Raw genomic sequence first — 15,349 nt, 5'->3', positions numbered from 1 at the left:
CCGGGCGGCCCGGACCGGCGGCTGGTCCCACGCCCGACGCTGAGTCGTGCGCCACAGCGGCGCGGCGCCACCCCGGCCGGCAGGCGGGCAGCGGGCAGGCGGGCGTCAAGAGGGGCCCCGCCTCTACCGGAGGCGTTGAGCGGGGCCCCTTCCTTACACCTCAGACGCCGTGCGGGATGGCGTCCCAGCCCTCGACCTGCTGCGGCTTGCGCGGGACGTGGCCGACGTAGGTGGCCGACGGCCGGACCAGCCGCTGGAGCTTCTTCTGCTCCAGGATGTGCGCCGACCAGCCGCCCATCCGGGCGCAGGTGAACATCGAGGTGAACATGTGCGCCGGCACCTCGGCGAAGTCCAGCACCACGGCCGACCAGAACTCGACGTTGGTGGCGAGGACGCGGTCCGGGCGGCGGGCCTGCAGCTCGGCGAGCGCGGCCTTCTCCAGCGCCTCGGCGACCTCGAAGCGGGGCGCGCCCAGCTCCTTGGCGGTACGCCGCAGCACGCGGGCGCGCGGGTCCTCGGCCCGGTAGACCCGATGGCCGAAGCCCATCAGCCGCTCGCCCCGGTCCAGGACGCCCTTGACGTACCCGTCGGCGTCGCCGCTGCGCTCGACCGCCTCCAGCATGCTGAGCACCCGGGACGGGGCGCCGCCGTGCAGCGGCCCGGAGAGCGCGCCGATGCCGGAGGAGATGCAGGCCGCGGCGTCCGCGCCGGTGGAGGCGACGATCCGGGCGGTGAAGGTGGAGGCGTTCAGGCCGTGCTCGGCGGCCGAGATGAAGTACGCGTCGACGGCCTTGACGTGCCGCGGGTCGGGCTCGCCGCGCCAGCGCTTCATGAACCGCTCGACGATGGTCTCCGCCTTGTCGATCTCCTTCTGCGGCACGGCCGGCAGGCCCAGGCCGCGCGCCGACTGGGCGACGAAGGACAGCGCGGTGACCGACACCCGGGCCAGGTCCTCGCGGACCTGCTCGTCGGAGATGTCGAGAAGCTGGCTCAGACCCCAGTAGGGGGCCAGCATGGCGACTGCGGACTGCACGTCGACGCGGATGTCACCGGAGTGCACCGGCACCGGGAACGGCTCGGCCGGCGGCAGACCCGGGCCGAACCGGCCGTCCACCAGCAGCGCCCAGACGTTGCCGAAGGAGACCTGGCCGATCAGATCCTCGATGTCCACGCCCCGGTAGCGCAGTGATCCCCCCGCGCGGTCGGGTTCGGCGATCTCGGTCTCGAAGGCTACGACGCCCTCCAGGCCCGGTTTGAAATCGGACATGTCGTCTCCTGGCTTCGGCTCGGTGCGCCCGGGCGGACTGATCGAGCCCCGCAGCTCAGGCGACCCTCAGGGTTGTGGTTCGTGACATCTTGCCCGGTGGGTAACAAGCTGCGCGACCCACAGCCACTGTGCGCCACGCGACATCCCCGCCGCTGGAAGTCGGTGCGAGAAGGAGAAGACTGGGTACCGGGGCCTGGCCAGCGTCGGGGGACGCCGGTGCGCCCGGGAGAGGGACAACCACAGTGACAGGCGACACACCCGCCCCGGCCGGCATGCGTAACGAGTACGCCGCCGACCTGGGCCTGACCGAGACGGACCTGGCACCGGACTGGCACATCCAGTTCGCCCGCTGGTTCGCCGACGCGGTGGCCCATCCGCTGCCCGAGCCGAACGCGATGGTGCTCGGCACGGCCGACGCCCAGGGGCGGCCCAGCGGCCGCACCGTGCTGCTCAAGGGGTACGACCCGGAGGGCTTCGTCTTCTACACCAACCACGGCTCGCGCAAGGGCGCCGAGGTGACCGCGAATCCGTGGGCCAGCCTGGTGTTTCCCTGGTTCCCGATGCAGCGGCAGGTGACGGTGACCGGCCGGGTCGAGCAGGTGGACCGCGCCGAGACGCAGGCGTACTTCGCCAGCCGGCCGCGCGGATCGCAGCTCGGGGCCTGGGCCAGCACCCAGTCGACTGTGGTGCCGGACCGGGCGGCGCTGGACTCGGCGTACCGGGCGGCGGCCGAGCGGTTCGCCGACGCGGATCCGATTCCCGCGCCGCCGTACTGGGGCGGGTTCCGGGTGCGTCCGGAGACTCTCGAGTTCTGGCAGGGCCGGGCCAGCCGGCTGCACGACCGGCTGCGCTTCCGGCGTACCGGGGACGGGGTCTTCGTCGTCGAGCGGCTGGCACCGTGACCGACGTCACAGAGTCCCGGCGGCGGGAACCGCGCCGCTGGGCGATCGACCTGCGCCCGCTGCGCGTGCCCGCGTACCGGCGGGTGTGGACCGGCAACGCGGTGGCGATGTTCGGCTTCCAGTTCACCGCGGTGGCGGTGCCGGTGGAGATGTTCGACCTGACCGGCGGCTCGCTCTGGGTCGGCCTGCTGGGCCTCGCCGGGTTCGTGCCGCTGCTGGTGTTCGGGCTGTGGGGCGGTGCGATCGCCGACGCCCGGGACCGCCGCCGGGTGCTGCTCGTCGGTGGCTGCGTGCTCTGGGCCTCGACGTTGGGGCTGCTGCTCCAGTCGCTGGCCGGGGTGCGCAGCCCGCTGCTGCTCCTGCTGCTGGTGGGCCTTCAGTCGACCGCCTTCGCGATCACCTCGCCGGCCCGCAGCGCGATCCTGCCCCGGCTGGTGCCCGCCGAGCTGGTCCCGGCGGCCACCACGCTGAACTTCACCACGTTCACCGCCGCCGCCGTCTTCGGCCCGCTCGCGGCGGGCCTGATCTTCGCCGGGTGGCAGGTCGAGACGGCCCTGCCCATCGCGTACGGGGCGGACGCGCTGCTGTACACCGCGGCGCTCTGGGCCACGCTGCGGCTGCCGGCGATGCCGCCCGCGCCGGACCCGGACGGCGGCGTCCGCAGGGCCGGATTCGCCAGCATCGTCGACGGCATCCGCTATCTGGCCACCACGCGGGTGCTGCTGCTCTCCTTCGCCATCGACCTGATCGCGATGATCCTGGCCATGCCGCGAGCGCTCTTTCCGGAGCTGGCGCAGGAACGCTTCGGCGGCGCCTCGGCGGTGGGCTGGCTCTACAGCTCCATCGCCATCGGCGCGATGCTCGGCGGTCTGACCTCGGGGTGGATCGGCCGGGTGCGCCGGCAGGGGCTGGCGCTCACCGTGGCGGTGGTCGGCTGGGGCGTGGCGATCGCACTCGCCGGCCTGGCCGGGCACCTGTGGCTCGCGGTGGTGCTGCTCGGCGTCGCCGGCGCCGCCGACCTGGTCAGCGCCACGCTGCGCCAGTCGATGCTGCTGGTCTACGCGCCGGACCGGATGCGGGGCCGCCTTCAGGGCGTGAACACGGTGGTGGTGGCCGGTGGCCCGCGCCTGGGCGACCTGCGCGCCGGTGCGACGGCTGCCGCTTTCGGCACCGGTTTCGCCATGGTCGGCGGCGGTATCGCCGCCGCCGTACTGGCGGTGTTGCTGGTGGCGGCGTTCCCGGCGTTGCTGCGCTATCGCTCGGTCACCCCCGCCGAGGACCGGCGCTGACGGTAGGGTCGCCGGCATGGGGATCGACGTGCAGCCACCGTCCGGTACACAGTGGACCATCGCCGCCGACGGCCACGAGGCCGTCGTGGTCGAGGTGGGCGGCGGGCTGCGGGCCTACCGCTACGACGGCGTGGACCACCTCGACGGGTACGCCGAGGACGAGGTCTGCCCCGGCTCGGCCGGACAGGTGCTGGCGCCGTGGCCGAACCGCATCCGCGACGGCGCCTACACGGTCGGCGAGCGGTCCTTGCAGCTCGACCTCACCGAGCCGGAGCGGCACAACGCCCTGCACGGCCTGGTCAACTGGGCGCGGTGGCAGCCGATCGAGCAGTCGGCGGACAGCGTCACCATCGGCTACGACCTGCCGGCCAGCCCTGGCTACCCGTGGACGCTGCGGCTGCGGACCCGGTGGAGCGCCGGCCCGGACGGCCTGCGGGCCGAGCACGAGGCGACGAACCTCTCCGGTGAGCCGGCGCCGTTCGGCTTCTCCGTGCACCCCTACCTGCAACTGCCCAAGGTCGGCGTGAACGAGATGCGGCTGCGCGTGCCGGCCCGGCGGCGGGTGCTGGTGGACAGCCGCCTGCTGCCGGTCGCCGCCGCCGAGGTGGCCGGCTCCGAGTTCGACTTCACCAGCCCGCGCCCGATCGGCGACCTGGTGCTGGACACCGCGTTCGGTGACGTCGAGCGCGAGGCCGACGGCGGCTCGGCGGTGGTGCTGAGCGCGCCGGACGGCTCGTCCGGGCTGCGGATCTGGGCGGACCGCGAGTTCGGCTGGTGGCAGGTGTTCACCGGCGACACGCTCGGCGGGGAACGGCACCGCCGGTCGGTGGCGGTGGAGCCGATGACCTGCCCGCCCGACGCGTTCCGCTCCGGCAGGGACCTGATCATGCTGGCGCCGGGGCAGACCTGGCGGGGCGCCTGGGGCGTCCGCCCGGAGGTCTGAGCGTGGAGTTCGCCGAGGTCGTCCGGCGCCGCCGGATGGTGCGTAACTACGACCCCGACCGGCCGGTGCCGCCGGAGGCGGTGGACCGGCTGCTGGACCACGCCGTCCGGGCCCCGTCGGCCGGGTTCTCGCAGGGCTGGGGCTTCCTGGTGCTGGAGGAACCGGCGGACCGGGAACGGTTCTGGGCCGCCACCACGCCGGGTGGCGGCGGCCGGGAACGCTGGCTGGCCGGGATGCGCCGGGCACCGCTGATCGTGGTGCCGCACGCCAACCGCGACGCCTACCTGGACCGCTACGCCGAGCCGGACAAGGGCTGGGCGGACCGCGACGAGGACCGCTGGCCGGTGCCCTACTGGTACGTGGACACCGGTTTCGCGGCGCTGCTGATGCTGCTCACGGCCGTGGACGAAGGGCTGGGCGCCTGCTTCTTCGGCATCCCGCCGCAGCGGATCGGGGCGTATCGGGAGGCGTTCGGGGTACCGCCGGAACTGCACCCGATCGGCGCCATCACTGTCGGTTACCGAGTCGTCGACCACCGGTCACCGTCGCTGCGCCGAGGGCGTCGTCCGGTGCAGGATGTGGTGCGGCGGGGACGGTGGACCTGAGCGGTTAGGCTGACATCCACATTGTCAGCCTGGCCTGGGGAGGAGAGCACGGCGTGATCTTCAGGGCAGTCCGGGACGGGCGTCCCTACCCGGAGCACAACCTCACGCTGAAGCAGTGGGCCGAGATTCCGCCGCGCCCGCTGCGGCTTGACCAGCTCATCACCACCAAGCGCGAACTCGCGCTGGACAAGCTGCTCGCGGAGGACTCCACCTTCTACGGCGATCTCTTCCCGCACGTGGTCCAGTGGCACGGCGGCCTCTACCTGGAGGACGGTCTGCACCGCGCGCTGCGCGCGGCGCTCCAGCAGCGCAACCAGATCCACGCGCGCGTGCTCGTGCTCGGTGGCCAGGGCGAGTGACGCCTCCCTGAGGGTTGGTTAAGGTGACGCCATGACTCCTCTCGACCTGCTCGACATCGACGCGTCGCTCAGCGAGGAGGAGCGGCAGATCCGTACCGTCGTGCGTCGGCTCGTGGCCGACCGGGTACGCCCGCACGTCGCCGGCTGGTACGAGGACGGCCAGGTGCCGGCCCGCGAACTGGCCCGCGAGTTCGGCAAGCTCGGCCTGCTCGGCATGCACCTGACCGGGTACGGCTGCGCCGGCGCCTCGGCCGTCGCGTACGGGCTGGCGTGCCTGGAACTGGAGGCCGGCGACTCCGGCGTCCGCTCGCTCGTCTCGGTGCAGGGCTCGCTGGCCATGTACGCCATCTGGCGCTACGGCAGCGAGGAGCAGAAGCAGCGCTGGCTGCCCGCCATGGCGGCCGGGGAGGCGATCGGCTGTTTCGGGCTCACCGAACCCGACCACGGCTCCGACCCCGGATCGATGGCCACCCGCGCCCGCCGCGACGGCGACGACTGGATCCTCAACGGCAGCAAACTGTGGATCACCAACGCGCCGATCGCTGACGTGGGCGTGATCTGGGCGCGTACCGACGAAGGGGTGCGCGGCTTCGCCGTACCCATGGACACGCCCGGGGTGACGGCGCGCGAGATCCGGCACAAGATGTCGCTGCGCGCGTCCCTGACCGGCGAGATCGCGCTCGACGACGTCCGGCTGCCGGCGGACGCGCGACTGCCCGAGGCGATCGGGCTCAAGGCGCCGCTCGGGTGCCTGACCGAGGCCCGGCACGGCATCGTCTGGGGCGCGCTCGGCGCGGCCCGCGACTGCCTGGAGACGGCCCTGGAGTACGCGACCACGCGCACCCAGTTCGGCCGCCCGCTCGCCGGTTTCCAGCTCACCCAGGCCAAGCTCGCCGACATGGCGGTGGAGTGGAACAAGGGGATGCTGCTCGCGCTGCACCTGGGCCGCCTCGCCGACGCGGGCACGCTGCGGCCCCACCAGGTGAGCGTGGGCAAGCTGAACAACGTGCGCGAGGCGCTGGCCATCGCCCGGCAGTGCCGCACGATCCTCGGCGCGAACGGCGTCTCCGGCGAGTACCCGGTGATGCGGCACGCCAACAACCTGGAGAGCGTGCTCACCTACGAGGGCACCTCGGAGATCCACCAGCTCGTCATCGGCCAGCGGCTGACCGGCCTTTCCGCGTTCGCCTGACCTGCGGTTTCACCCGATCGGCGCGCTCGGCGCGCGCCTGTCGCACGGTGGCCGTACCGTCATTGGCAGTCGATTTGTCGGCTGAGGACTCTGTCGGACGAGGACGGTGAGGGCGATGGCCCGCGACGGTGACATCAACGAGCCCACCCGGGAGTTCCCGGACTACCCCACCAGCGAGTCCCTCCGCGACCGGGCGGACGGCTCGCCCGACCCGGACCGCGATCCCGACCCGGACCGCGATCCCGGCCCGGGCACCCCGTCCACCGGGGGTGCGGCGCGCGGCCTGCTCTGGGTGCTCGGCGCCGCCGCGCTGGCGGTGGTGGTGCTGCTCGGCGTGCAGGCCACCGGCCTGCTGCCCGACTTCCGTAACCCGTTCGCCAAGGAGCAGGCCGACCGCAGCCAGCCGCCGCTGCTCAAGTCGATCCGTGACCTGAGCCGCTACGTCGCCGCCGAGGGCAACTTCCAGGTGGTGGTGGACGTGCAGAACGACCGGCGCAACGTGCCGGACTTCCTGCTCAACGAGCGCACGCTGTTCGTCGGGGCGGGCCGGGTCGAGGCGTACGTCGACTTCGCGAAGATCGCCGACGGTGCCGTTGTCGTCTCCGAGGACGGCAAGTCCGCCGAGATCAAGCTGCCCGCGCCACAGCTCGGCGAGACCGACCTGGACATGGACAAGAGCTACGTCTTCGCCGAGCAGCGCGGTCTGATCAACCGGCTCAACGACCTGGTGGCCGGCGACCCCAACCGGCAGCAGCAGGTCTACAAGCTCGCCGAGGACCGGATCACCGCGGCGGCCCGGGACAGCGGGCTCGCCGCCCGGGCCCAGGAGAACACCCGCAAGATGCTCGAAGGGCTGCTGCGCTCCCTCGGCTACGAGAAGGTGACGGTCACCTACGCGGCGCCCTGACCTTCCTGCCCCGATCTTCGTGCTCTGACGCCGCGCGCCCGCCCCGATGGTCCGGGGCGGGCGCGTTCGCGTGCCGGTGTCTCGGCTCGTCTCGCGTCAGCGGGTGGCGAGGTAGCGGTCCTCGTTCGGCATCAGGATCCACAGGACCAGGTAGACGATGACCTGCGTGCCGGGCAGCAGCAGCGACAGCAGGAACAGCAGCCGGACCATTCCGGCGGACATGCCGAACCGCTGCCCCAGACCGGCGCAGACACCGGCGATCATGCGCCCCTCGCGGGGCCGGACCAGTTTGCGACTCATTGTCGTCTCCCACTTCTGCGGCGATCCGCCGCGCTGATTTCACGGTAGAGGGGGGTACGCGCCGCGCCCTCGGCCCCGAGGAGGATCGGCGACCCGGGCACCCGTAGGTGCTTACCCCGTCCGGCCCTCACCGACGCCCCGTCCCGCCCGCGTGATCATGAAGTGGCGGCGCTCGCCTCTCGCGGGCGGGCGTGTGTCGGGGAACGGGCGGGTAGTGAACAGGCGAGGTAGGCTGGCCGGTCGGGCGCCCACACCCCGGGCACCGGCCGTCCACCCGCTCGACGGGCGCGGCACCCACGCACCGCTCGGATCCGCACAACGGGGACGACGGCGAGGAAAGCAGCAAAATGATCAGTGTCTTCGACCTCTTCAGCGTCGGTATCGGGCCGTCCAGCTCGCACACCGTCGGGCCGATGCGGGCCGCCCGTACGTTCGTGGCGGGCCTGAAGGCAGACGGGCAGCTCGCCGACGTGGCGCGGGTGCGGGCCGAGCTGTTCGGCTCGCTCGGCGCGACCGGGCACGGGCACGGCAGTGACCGGGCGGTGCTGCTGGGGCTGGAGGGGGAGGTCCCGGAGACCGTCGACACCGACTCGGTCGGGCCGCGTGTGGAGCGGATCCGCACGCAGCGGCGGCTCGACCTGTTCGGCAGCCAGGAGATCGACTTCGACCCGGACGCCGATCTGGTGCTGCATCGCCGGCGCTCGCTGCCGTACCACCCGAACGGGATGACGTTCGCGGCGTACGACGCGGCCGGGAACGAGGTGCGGGCGCGCACGTATTACTCCGTCGGCGGCGGGTTCGTGGTGGACGAGGCGGCCGCCGGGGCGGACCGGATCAAGGCGGACACCACCCGCGTACGGCACCCGTTCCTGACCGGCGCGGAGCTGCTGACCGTCACCTCCGAGACCGGCCTGTCGATCAGCGAGGTGATGCTCGCCAACGAGCTGTCCTGGCGCAGCGAGGCGGACGTACGCGCCGGGCTGCTGGAGATCTGGCGGGTGATGCGCGAGTGCGTGGAGAGCGGCTGCACCCGTGACGGCGTACTCCCGGGCGGGTTGAAGGTCCGGCGGCGCGCGGCCGAGCTGCGGCGCGGTCTGGAGGCGGAGACCGGCAGCCAGGATCCGCTGCGCGCGATGGACTGGGTGACGTTGTTCGCGCTCGCGGTCAACGAGGAGAACGCGGCCGGCGGCCGGGTGGTCACCGCGCCGACGAACGGCGCCGCCGGGATCATCCCGGCCGTGCTGCACTACTACACCCGGTTCGTGCCGGGCGCCTCCGAGGAGGGGGTGGTCCGGTTCCTGCTGGCAGCGGGCGCGATCGGCGTGCTGTTCAAGGAGAACGCGTCGATCTCCGGGGCCGAGGTGGGCTGCCAGGGCGAGGTGGGTTCGGCGTGCTCGATGGCGGCGGCGGGGCTGGCCGAGGCGCTCGGCGGCACGCCGGAGCAGGTGGAGAACGCCGCCGAGATCGGCATGGAGCACAACCTGGGGCTGACCTGCGACCCGGTGGGCGGCCTGGTGCAGATCCCGTGCATCGAGCGCAACGCGGTGGCGAGCATCAAGGCGATCACCGCCGCCCGGCTGGCGTTGCGCGGGGACGGGGTGCACCACGTGTCGCTCGACAAGGTCATCAAGACCATGCGGGAGACCGGCGCGGACATGAAGGTCAAGTACAAGGAGACCGCGCGCGGCGGGCTCGCCGTCAACGTGATCGAGTGTTGACCCCGTTGGGGTGACCCGGCGCTGACGGCCGTCGTGCCGGCAGTCGAGGGCGCGACCATGGCGCTGTGACGTCAGGCGTCGCGGCGCTCTGGTCCGCCCGCACCTCGCTGCGCATCCTGGTCCGGCGGGATCTCGCGGTGAAGTACCAGCAGTCGGTGCTGGGCTACTTCTGGTCGCTGATCGAGCCGCTCGGCATGGGCCTGATCTACTGGTTCGTCTTCGGCGTGCTCTATTCCGGCGCGACCCGGCGGCACCTGGGTGAGGCGGCCGGGTCGTACCCGCTGTTCCTGATCACCGGGATCTTCGCCTGGATGTGGGCGAGTTCGGCGCTGACCGAGGCGGCGAACGCGCTCACCGGACAGTCCCGGCTGATCACCACGATGAACCTGCCCCGGCCGATCTTCCCGATCGGGCGGGTCACCGGGCGGTTCGCCGAGTACCTGGCCGGGCTGCCGATCCTGGTCGCCGTCGCGGCGCTCTACGCGAGCCAGGGGAAGATCCGCCCTGGCTGGAGCCTGCTCGCCCTGCCGCTCGCGGTGGCGGTGCAGTTCGTGCTGCTGGTGGGCCTGGCGCTGCTGTTGTCGGCGGGCAACGTGCTGATGCGCGACATCGAGCGCACGATGCGGCTGGTCATCCGGCTGCTGTTCTACGCGACCCCGATCATCTATCCGTTCGACCTGGTGCGGCAGTCCGGCATGCCGGGTTGGGTCAAGCTCGGGTACGAGCTGAACCCGCTGGTCGGGATCTTCCAGCTGCACCACGCGGTCTGGTATCCCGACGAGTTCCCTGATGCCCGGCTGCTCACGATCACGGTGTCCGGCAGCGTGCTGGTGCTGGCGCTCGGCTGGTGGGCGTTCCACCGCCTCGAACCGGCAGTGCTGAAGGAACTCTGAATGGCCCCGATCATCGAGGCGGACGGGCTCGGCATCCGGTTCGTCCGCAACCGGCGCCGCCAGTTGCGGCTGCGGGAGCTGATCGTGCACCGGGGCGCCCGAGATCCCGACGCGGGCCGGTTCTGGCCGTTGCGCGACCTGTCGTTCCGGATCGAGCCGGGCGAGACAGTGGGCGTGGTGGGCCGCAACGGCACCGGCAAGAGCACGCTGCTGCGGCTGATCGCCGGTGTCCTCATCCCGGACGAGGGGTCGATCCGGGTGCACGGCCGGGTGGCGCCGCTGCTCGAACTCTCCGCCGGTTTCTCCGGAGACCTGACCGGCCGGGAGAACCTGTACCTGGTGGGCGGGCTGCACGGGCTGTCGTCGGCGTACCTGCGGGAACACTTCGACGAGATCGTCTCGTTCGCCGGTGAGCAGGTGGAACGCGCCATCGACACGTCGGTGCGGCACTACTCGTCGGGGATGAAGGTGCGGCTGGGCTTCGCGGTGATCGCGCACCTGCCGCATCCGGTGCTGCTGGTGGACGAGGTGACAGCGGTCGGGGACGCGGAGTTCCGCGCGAAGTGCTATGCGACCATCGAGCGACTTCTCGCGGAAGGGCGCACGCTGGTGCTGGTGTCACACAACGACAAGGACCTCACCCGGTTCTGCAGTCGGGGGCTCTACCTCGACGCCGGACGGCTGATCGTCGACGGGACGATCGACGAGGCGCTGGCCGCCTACGCCGACGCGGCGAAGCGGTGACGCTCGCGATCGTGCTCGCCGCCGAACCGGCGGCGGGCCGCTCCACCGAACCCCCGGGCCGCCCGCCCGAGCCGGCGGCGGGCCGACCGGGGGAACCGCTCGCCGAGCGGCTGGCCGCGCAGTGGCGCCGGGCCGGGGCGGACGACGTGCGCATCGCCGCCGACCTGACCGAGCTGGCCGACCTGGTGGTCGCCGCGACCGGCCCGGTGCTGGTCAGCGGCGCGGACCTGGTGGCGCACACGGCCGTACTCAAGCATCTCGCGACCAGCCCGGTGGGGCCGACGGTGGCGCTGGTGCTCACCGACCCGCCCGCTCCCGGGCAGGCCACGGTGCGCGAGGAGCGCGGCCAGGTGGTCGAGGTCGGCGCCGCCGACGCGAGTGGCGTGTTCGGGGGCGCGCTGCGGGTGGGCGCGGCCGACCTGCCGGCGCTCGCCGACGCCGCCCGCCGCGCCGCAGGTGGCGGGCCGCTGGACGCGGTGGACCGGCTCGTGGCCGACCTCGCCGCCGGGGGCACGCTGATCTTCGCCCATCGGGTACGTCTGCTCGTGGCACATCGGGTCGGCGACGAGGCACAGCGGGTGGCGGCCGAGGCGGCGGTGGCTGCCGTCGACGAGGACCGGGCCGAGTTGAAGCTGTCGGTGAAGGAGCGCGACGACTTCTTCACCACGTTCTTCGTCAGCACCTGGTCCCCGTACGTGACGAAGGCCGCCGCCCGCATCGGGATCGGCCCGACCGGCGTCACCATGGTCTCGGTGGCGTTCGCGGTGGCCGCGGCGGTGCTGTTCGGCGCCGGTGGGCGGCCCGCGCTGGTGGCCGGCGCGGTCCTGCTCTACCTGGGTTTCGTGCTCGACTGCGTGGACGGGCAGCTCGCCCGCTACACCCGGCACTTCAGCGCCTGGGGCGGCTGGCTGGACACGATGGCCGACCGGTTCAAGGAGTACGTGGTCTACGCCGGTCTGGGCTACGGCGCCACGCACGCCGGGTTCCGGTACGGCTGGGCGCTGGCGCTGGCAGCGATGACGTTGCAGACCGTGCGGCACATGACCGACACCTGGTACGGCGCGCTGCACGACGAGGCGGCCCGGCGGCCGAAGGTGGTGAGCGCCGACGCGGGCGGCATCGGCGGGAAGCTGAACGCCGCGTCGACCCGGGTGCAGGCGGACACCGGCTCGGTGTCGTACTGGCTGAAGCGCACGGTGGTGTTCCCGATCGGGGAGCGGTGGGCGCTGATCGCGATCGCCGCCGCGCTGTTCGGGCCGCTGGTGGCGCTCTGCGCGGTGCTGGTCTGGGGCACGCTGGCGTTCGCGTACACCGGGGGATTGCGGACCCTGCGGGCGCGGTGGATGCGCGTGCCGGTGCTGACCACGGTGGACGCGGGTCTGCACCGCGACGACGGCCTGCTGGTGCGGACGCTGCCGACCGCGCGGCGGCCGCTGCTGCTGGCGGTGCTGGGCGCGCTCGGCGCGGCGGGGACGCTGGTGTGGGCGCTGCTCGCGGTGCACGGAGGTGGGGACCTGCCGGTCTTCGTGCCGGTGCTCGCGCTGGTGCTGCTGCTCGGCGCGGCGCAGGGCTCGCGGGCCCCGCACGACGGGCCGCTGGACTGGCTGGTGCCGGCCGCGTTGCGGGCCGCCGAGTATCTGTTCGCCATCGCGGTCGGGGTGGCGGGCCGCGCGCCGGCCTGGCTGATCTTCGGGTACGTCCTGGTGCTCACGCTGCTGCACTACGACCTGACCGCCCGGCTGGAGAAGCGGCAGGCGGCGCCGCCGCTGCACGCGGCCACGCTGGGCTGGCTCGGACGCTCGGTGTTGCTGGCGGCCGCGTCAACCGCCGGAACTGTAAGCTTCGCGCTGGCTACAATGAGTGTGTACCTTTTCGTGGTTTTCGTCGCGAGCGTGGTCCTCGCCTGGGTGGTCCTGCCGGCTCGCGCCCGTGGGGGTGTGCACTCGCCGGGGTGACGAAGGGCGGGCGGCCGGGGTGACCTTGATCAGCTTCGTCGTGCCGGCCTTCAAGGTGCAGGGCTACCTGCGGGAATGCCTCGACTCGATACTCGACCAGCCGTTCGGCGACATCGAGGTGATCGGCGTCGACGACGCCTCCCCGGACGACAGCGGCGAGATCCTGGCCGAGTACGCGCACCGCGACCCCCGGGTCCGCCCGGTGCGCCTCGCCGAGAACGTCGGGCTCGGTCCAGCCCGCAACATCGGGCTGGACCGGGCCGTCGGCGAGTACGTCTGGTTCGTCGACGGGGACGACTGGCTGGTGCCCGGCTGCCTGCCGCACGTCGCCGACCGGCTCCGCGACACCGCGCCGGACGTGCTGATCGTGGACCATGTCCGGGCGCACTGGAACAACGTCGGCACCCGCAGCGCGATGCGTGACGTGTTCCCGGTACCGCCGGGCGCGACGACGTTCGCGCTGCGGGACCGGCCGGAGGCCCTGAAGCTGCTGCACACCGCCTGGAACCGGGTGGTACGCCGGGAGTTCCTGAACGAGCGCGGCCTGCGTTTCGAGCCGGGCTGGTACGAGGACGTCTCGTTCAGCTATCCGGCGCTGATGGCGGCCGAGCGGATCGGCGTACTCGACCGGATCTGCCTGAACTACCGGCAGCGCCGCACCGGCGCGATCACCCGCACCCGGGGCGACCGGCACTTCGAGGTCTTCCCGCAGTGGCACCGGGTGTTCGGGCTGATGGACCGCTGGGAGGTGTCCGAGCTGCGGCCCGCGGTCTTCGAGCGGATGATCTGGCACTACCTCACGGTGCTCGGCAACGGCGACCGGATCGCACCCGAGCTGCGGGCCCCGTTCTTCGCCCAGATGCACGCCGACTACCAGCGGTTCCTGCCGGCCGAGGGCTACCCGGTCCCGCCCGGAGCGGAAGGGCTCAAGCACCGGCTGGTGGCGGCCGGCCGCTGGCGGACGTTCAGCGCGTTGCGCGAGGCGCACCAGGCGAGAGAGACGGCCCGGCGGACCGCGCGACTGGCCCGGCGACGGATCACGCCGGTGGTGCGGCGTACCGCCCGGCGGGCGCGTGACCTGGCGCTGGGCGAGTACTACCGGGCCGAGCTGCACCGGCCGATCGACCCGACGCTCGCCGTCTACGCGGCCTACTGGTACCGGGGCTACTCGTGCAATCCGGCGGCGATCTACGAGGCGGCCCGCCGGCTCGCGCCGCAGGTGCGCGGCGTGTGGATCGTCCGCCGGGACCGGGTGGCCGCGTTGCCGTCCGGTGTGGAGTACGTGGTTGCCGGCACCCGCGAGTACCACCGCGTGCTCGCCCGCGCCCGCTGGCTGGTCAACAACGTCAACTTCCCGGACTTCGTCCGCAAGCGGCCCGGATCCGTGCACGTGCAGACCCACCACGGCACGCCGGTCAAGGTGATGGGGCTGGACCAGCAGCGCTACCCGGTGGGCGCGGTGGGGATGAACTTCGCCGGCCTGCTGCGCCGCATCGACCGCTGGGACTACAGCATCACCTCGAACAGCTTCTCCACCCAGATGTGGGAGCGGGCGTACCCGGCGGACTACACCACGCTGGAGGTCGGCTACCCGCGTAACGACCGGCTGGCGCTGGCCACCGCCGAGGACCGCGGCCAGGTCCGCGCCGCGCTGGGCATCGCACCCGACGAGTACGTGGTGCTCTACGCGCCGACGCACCGGGAGCACCTGCCCGGGTGGCGGCCACCGTTCGACCCGGACCGGATGCTCGACGTCCTCGGGCCCCGGGGCCGGCTGCTGATGCGCAGCCACTACTTCCACGACCGGGAGCGGCATCCCCGAGGGCCGGCGGCGGACGGCGTGCTGGACGTGAGCGCGTACGACCGGGTGGAGGACCTCTACCTGGCGGCGGACGCGCTGGTCACCGACTATTCCTCGGCGATGTTCGACTACGCGGTGCTGGACCGGCCGATAGTGGTCTACGCGCCGGACTGGGACGCCTACCGGGTCGCCCGTGGCGTCTACTTCGACCTGCTGGCCGAGCCGCCCGGGGCGGTGGCGCTGGACTTCCCCGGCCTGCTCGACGTGTTCCGTTCCGGCGCTGTGGACGACGAGGCGGCCGAGCGGGCCCGGTCGGCGTTCCGGGCGCGGTTCTGCACGCTCGACGACGGGCACGCCGCCGAGCGTGTGGTCCGCCGGGTGTTCCTTGGCGAAACGCCGTAAAAGCGGTTACCGGCAGGTCACCTGACTACTGAGTCGGGTGAACGCCACTTAATAGGACTGTCACGGGCCGAA

Annotated in this window: 14 protein-coding genes; 12 read left to right on the top strand and 2 right to left on the bottom strand. The window is 72.6% G+C overall.

Going from position 1 to position 15,349, the window contains the following annotated elements; all coding sequences use genetic code 11:
• Nucleotides 1-160: 160 nt before the first annotated feature.
• On the bottom strand, nt 161-1,267 hold the full coding sequence (locus ACFYO8_RS05725; protein ID WP_354868100.1) for a citrate synthase 2: 1,107 nt from the start codon (nt 1,265-1,267) through the stop codon (nt 161-163).
• A 272-nt stretch (nt 1,268-1,539) separates the two neighbouring features.
• On the opposite strand from ACFYO8_RS05725, the gene pdxH reads away from it, so the two are divergent.
• The 7 genes from pdxH (at nt 1,540) to ACFYO8_RS05690 (ending at nt 7,464) form a co-directional block, all read left to right on the top strand.
• Entirely contained in the window at nt 1,540-2,169 is a 630-nt protein-coding gene (pdxH, locus tag ACFYO8_RS05720; RefSeq protein ID WP_354868440.1) for a pyridoxamine 5'-phosphate oxidase, read from the top strand.
• Nucleotides 2,166-3,458, top strand: a complete 1,293-nt coding sequence (locus ACFYO8_RS05715; protein ID WP_354868103.1) for an MFS transporter — start codon at nt 2,166-2,168, stop codon at nt 3,456-3,458. Before pdxH ends, ACFYO8_RS05715 begins: the two co-directional genes overlap by 4 nt.
• 16 nt (nt 3,459-3,474) lie before the next feature.
• A complete protein-coding gene (locus ACFYO8_RS05710) occupies nt 3,475-4,401 on the top strand; it encodes an aldose 1-epimerase family protein (protein WP_354868106.1) in 927 nt (308 codons plus the stop codon).
• Between the two features lie 2 nt (nt 4,402-4,403).
• Nucleotides 4,404-5,006, top strand: coding sequence for a nitroreductase family protein (locus ACFYO8_RS05705; protein ID WP_354868109.1), 603 nt, complete (start codon nt 4,404-4,406; stop codon nt 5,004-5,006).
• A gap of 53 nt (nt 5,007-5,059) precedes the next feature.
• Nucleotides 5,060-5,365: a type II toxin-antitoxin system VapB family antitoxin gene (locus tag ACFYO8_RS05700; protein WP_354868111.1), complete on the top strand. Its 306-nt coding sequence runs from the start codon at nt 5,060-5,062 to the stop codon at nt 5,363-5,365.
• A gap of 31 nt (nt 5,366-5,396) precedes the next feature.
• Nucleotides 5,397-6,557 carry an acyl-CoA dehydrogenase family protein gene (locus ACFYO8_RS05695; RefSeq protein ID WP_354868114.1) on the top strand — a complete coding sequence of 387 codons (1,161 nt, stop codon included), beginning with the start codon at nt 5,397-5,399 and terminating at the stop codon, nt 6,555-6,557.
• Nucleotides 6,558-6,672: 115 nt separating this feature from the next.
• A complete protein-coding gene (locus ACFYO8_RS05690) occupies nt 6,673-7,464 on the top strand; it encodes a DUF4230 domain-containing protein (protein ID WP_354868116.1) in 792 nt (263 codons plus the stop codon).
• A gap of 96 nt (nt 7,465-7,560) precedes the next feature.
• Here ACFYO8_RS05690 and ACFYO8_RS05685 read toward each other — a convergent pair whose 3' ends face one another.
• Nucleotides 7,561-7,764: a PspC domain-containing protein gene (locus ACFYO8_RS05685; protein ID WP_281589962.1), complete on the bottom strand. Its 204-nt coding sequence runs from the start codon at nt 7,762-7,764 to the stop codon at nt 7,561-7,563.
• A 347-nt stretch (nt 7,765-8,111) separates the two neighbouring features.
• Between ACFYO8_RS05685 and ACFYO8_RS05680 the strand changes: the two genes are divergently transcribed.
• The 5 genes from ACFYO8_RS05680 to ACFYO8_RS05660 all read left to right on the top strand — a co-directional run bounded on the left by ACFYO8_RS05680 (nt 8,112) and on the right by ACFYO8_RS05660 (nt 15,277).
• A complete protein-coding gene (locus ACFYO8_RS05680; RefSeq protein ID WP_354868119.1) occupies nt 8,112-9,482 on the top strand; it encodes an L-serine ammonia-lyase in 1,371 nt (456 codons plus the stop codon).
• Between the two features lie 65 nt (nt 9,483-9,547).
• Nucleotides 9,548-10,375, top strand: a complete 828-nt coding sequence (locus ACFYO8_RS05675) for an ABC transporter permease (protein ID WP_354868122.1) — start codon at nt 9,548-9,550, stop codon at nt 10,373-10,375.
• Nucleotides 10,376-11,119, top strand: a complete 744-nt coding sequence (locus tag ACFYO8_RS05670) for an ABC transporter ATP-binding protein (RefSeq protein WP_354868125.1) — start codon at nt 10,376-10,378, stop codon at nt 11,117-11,119.
• Nucleotides 11,116-13,074 (top strand): DUF5941 domain-containing protein, encoded by a 1,959-nt coding sequence (locus ACFYO8_RS05665; RefSeq protein WP_387188831.1) that lies wholly within the window; start codon nt 11,116-11,118, stop codon nt 13,072-13,074. Before ACFYO8_RS05670 ends, ACFYO8_RS05665 begins: the two co-directional genes overlap by 4 nt.
• 19 nt (nt 13,075-13,093) lie before the next feature.
• Nucleotides 13,094-15,277 carry a CDP-glycerol glycerophosphotransferase family protein gene (locus tag ACFYO8_RS05660; RefSeq protein ID WP_387188830.1) on the top strand — a complete coding sequence of 728 codons (2,184 nt, stop codon included), beginning with the start codon at nt 13,094-13,096 and terminating at the stop codon, nt 15,275-15,277.
• Nucleotides 15,278-15,349 lie beyond the last annotated feature (72 nt).

Source organism: Micromonospora sp. NPDC005257 (assembly GCF_042872445.1).
Lineage (GTDB): Bacteria > Actinomycetota > Actinomycetes > Mycobacteriales > Micromonosporaceae > Micromonospora.
This window is presented reverse-complemented; position numbering and strand designations above follow the sequence as displayed.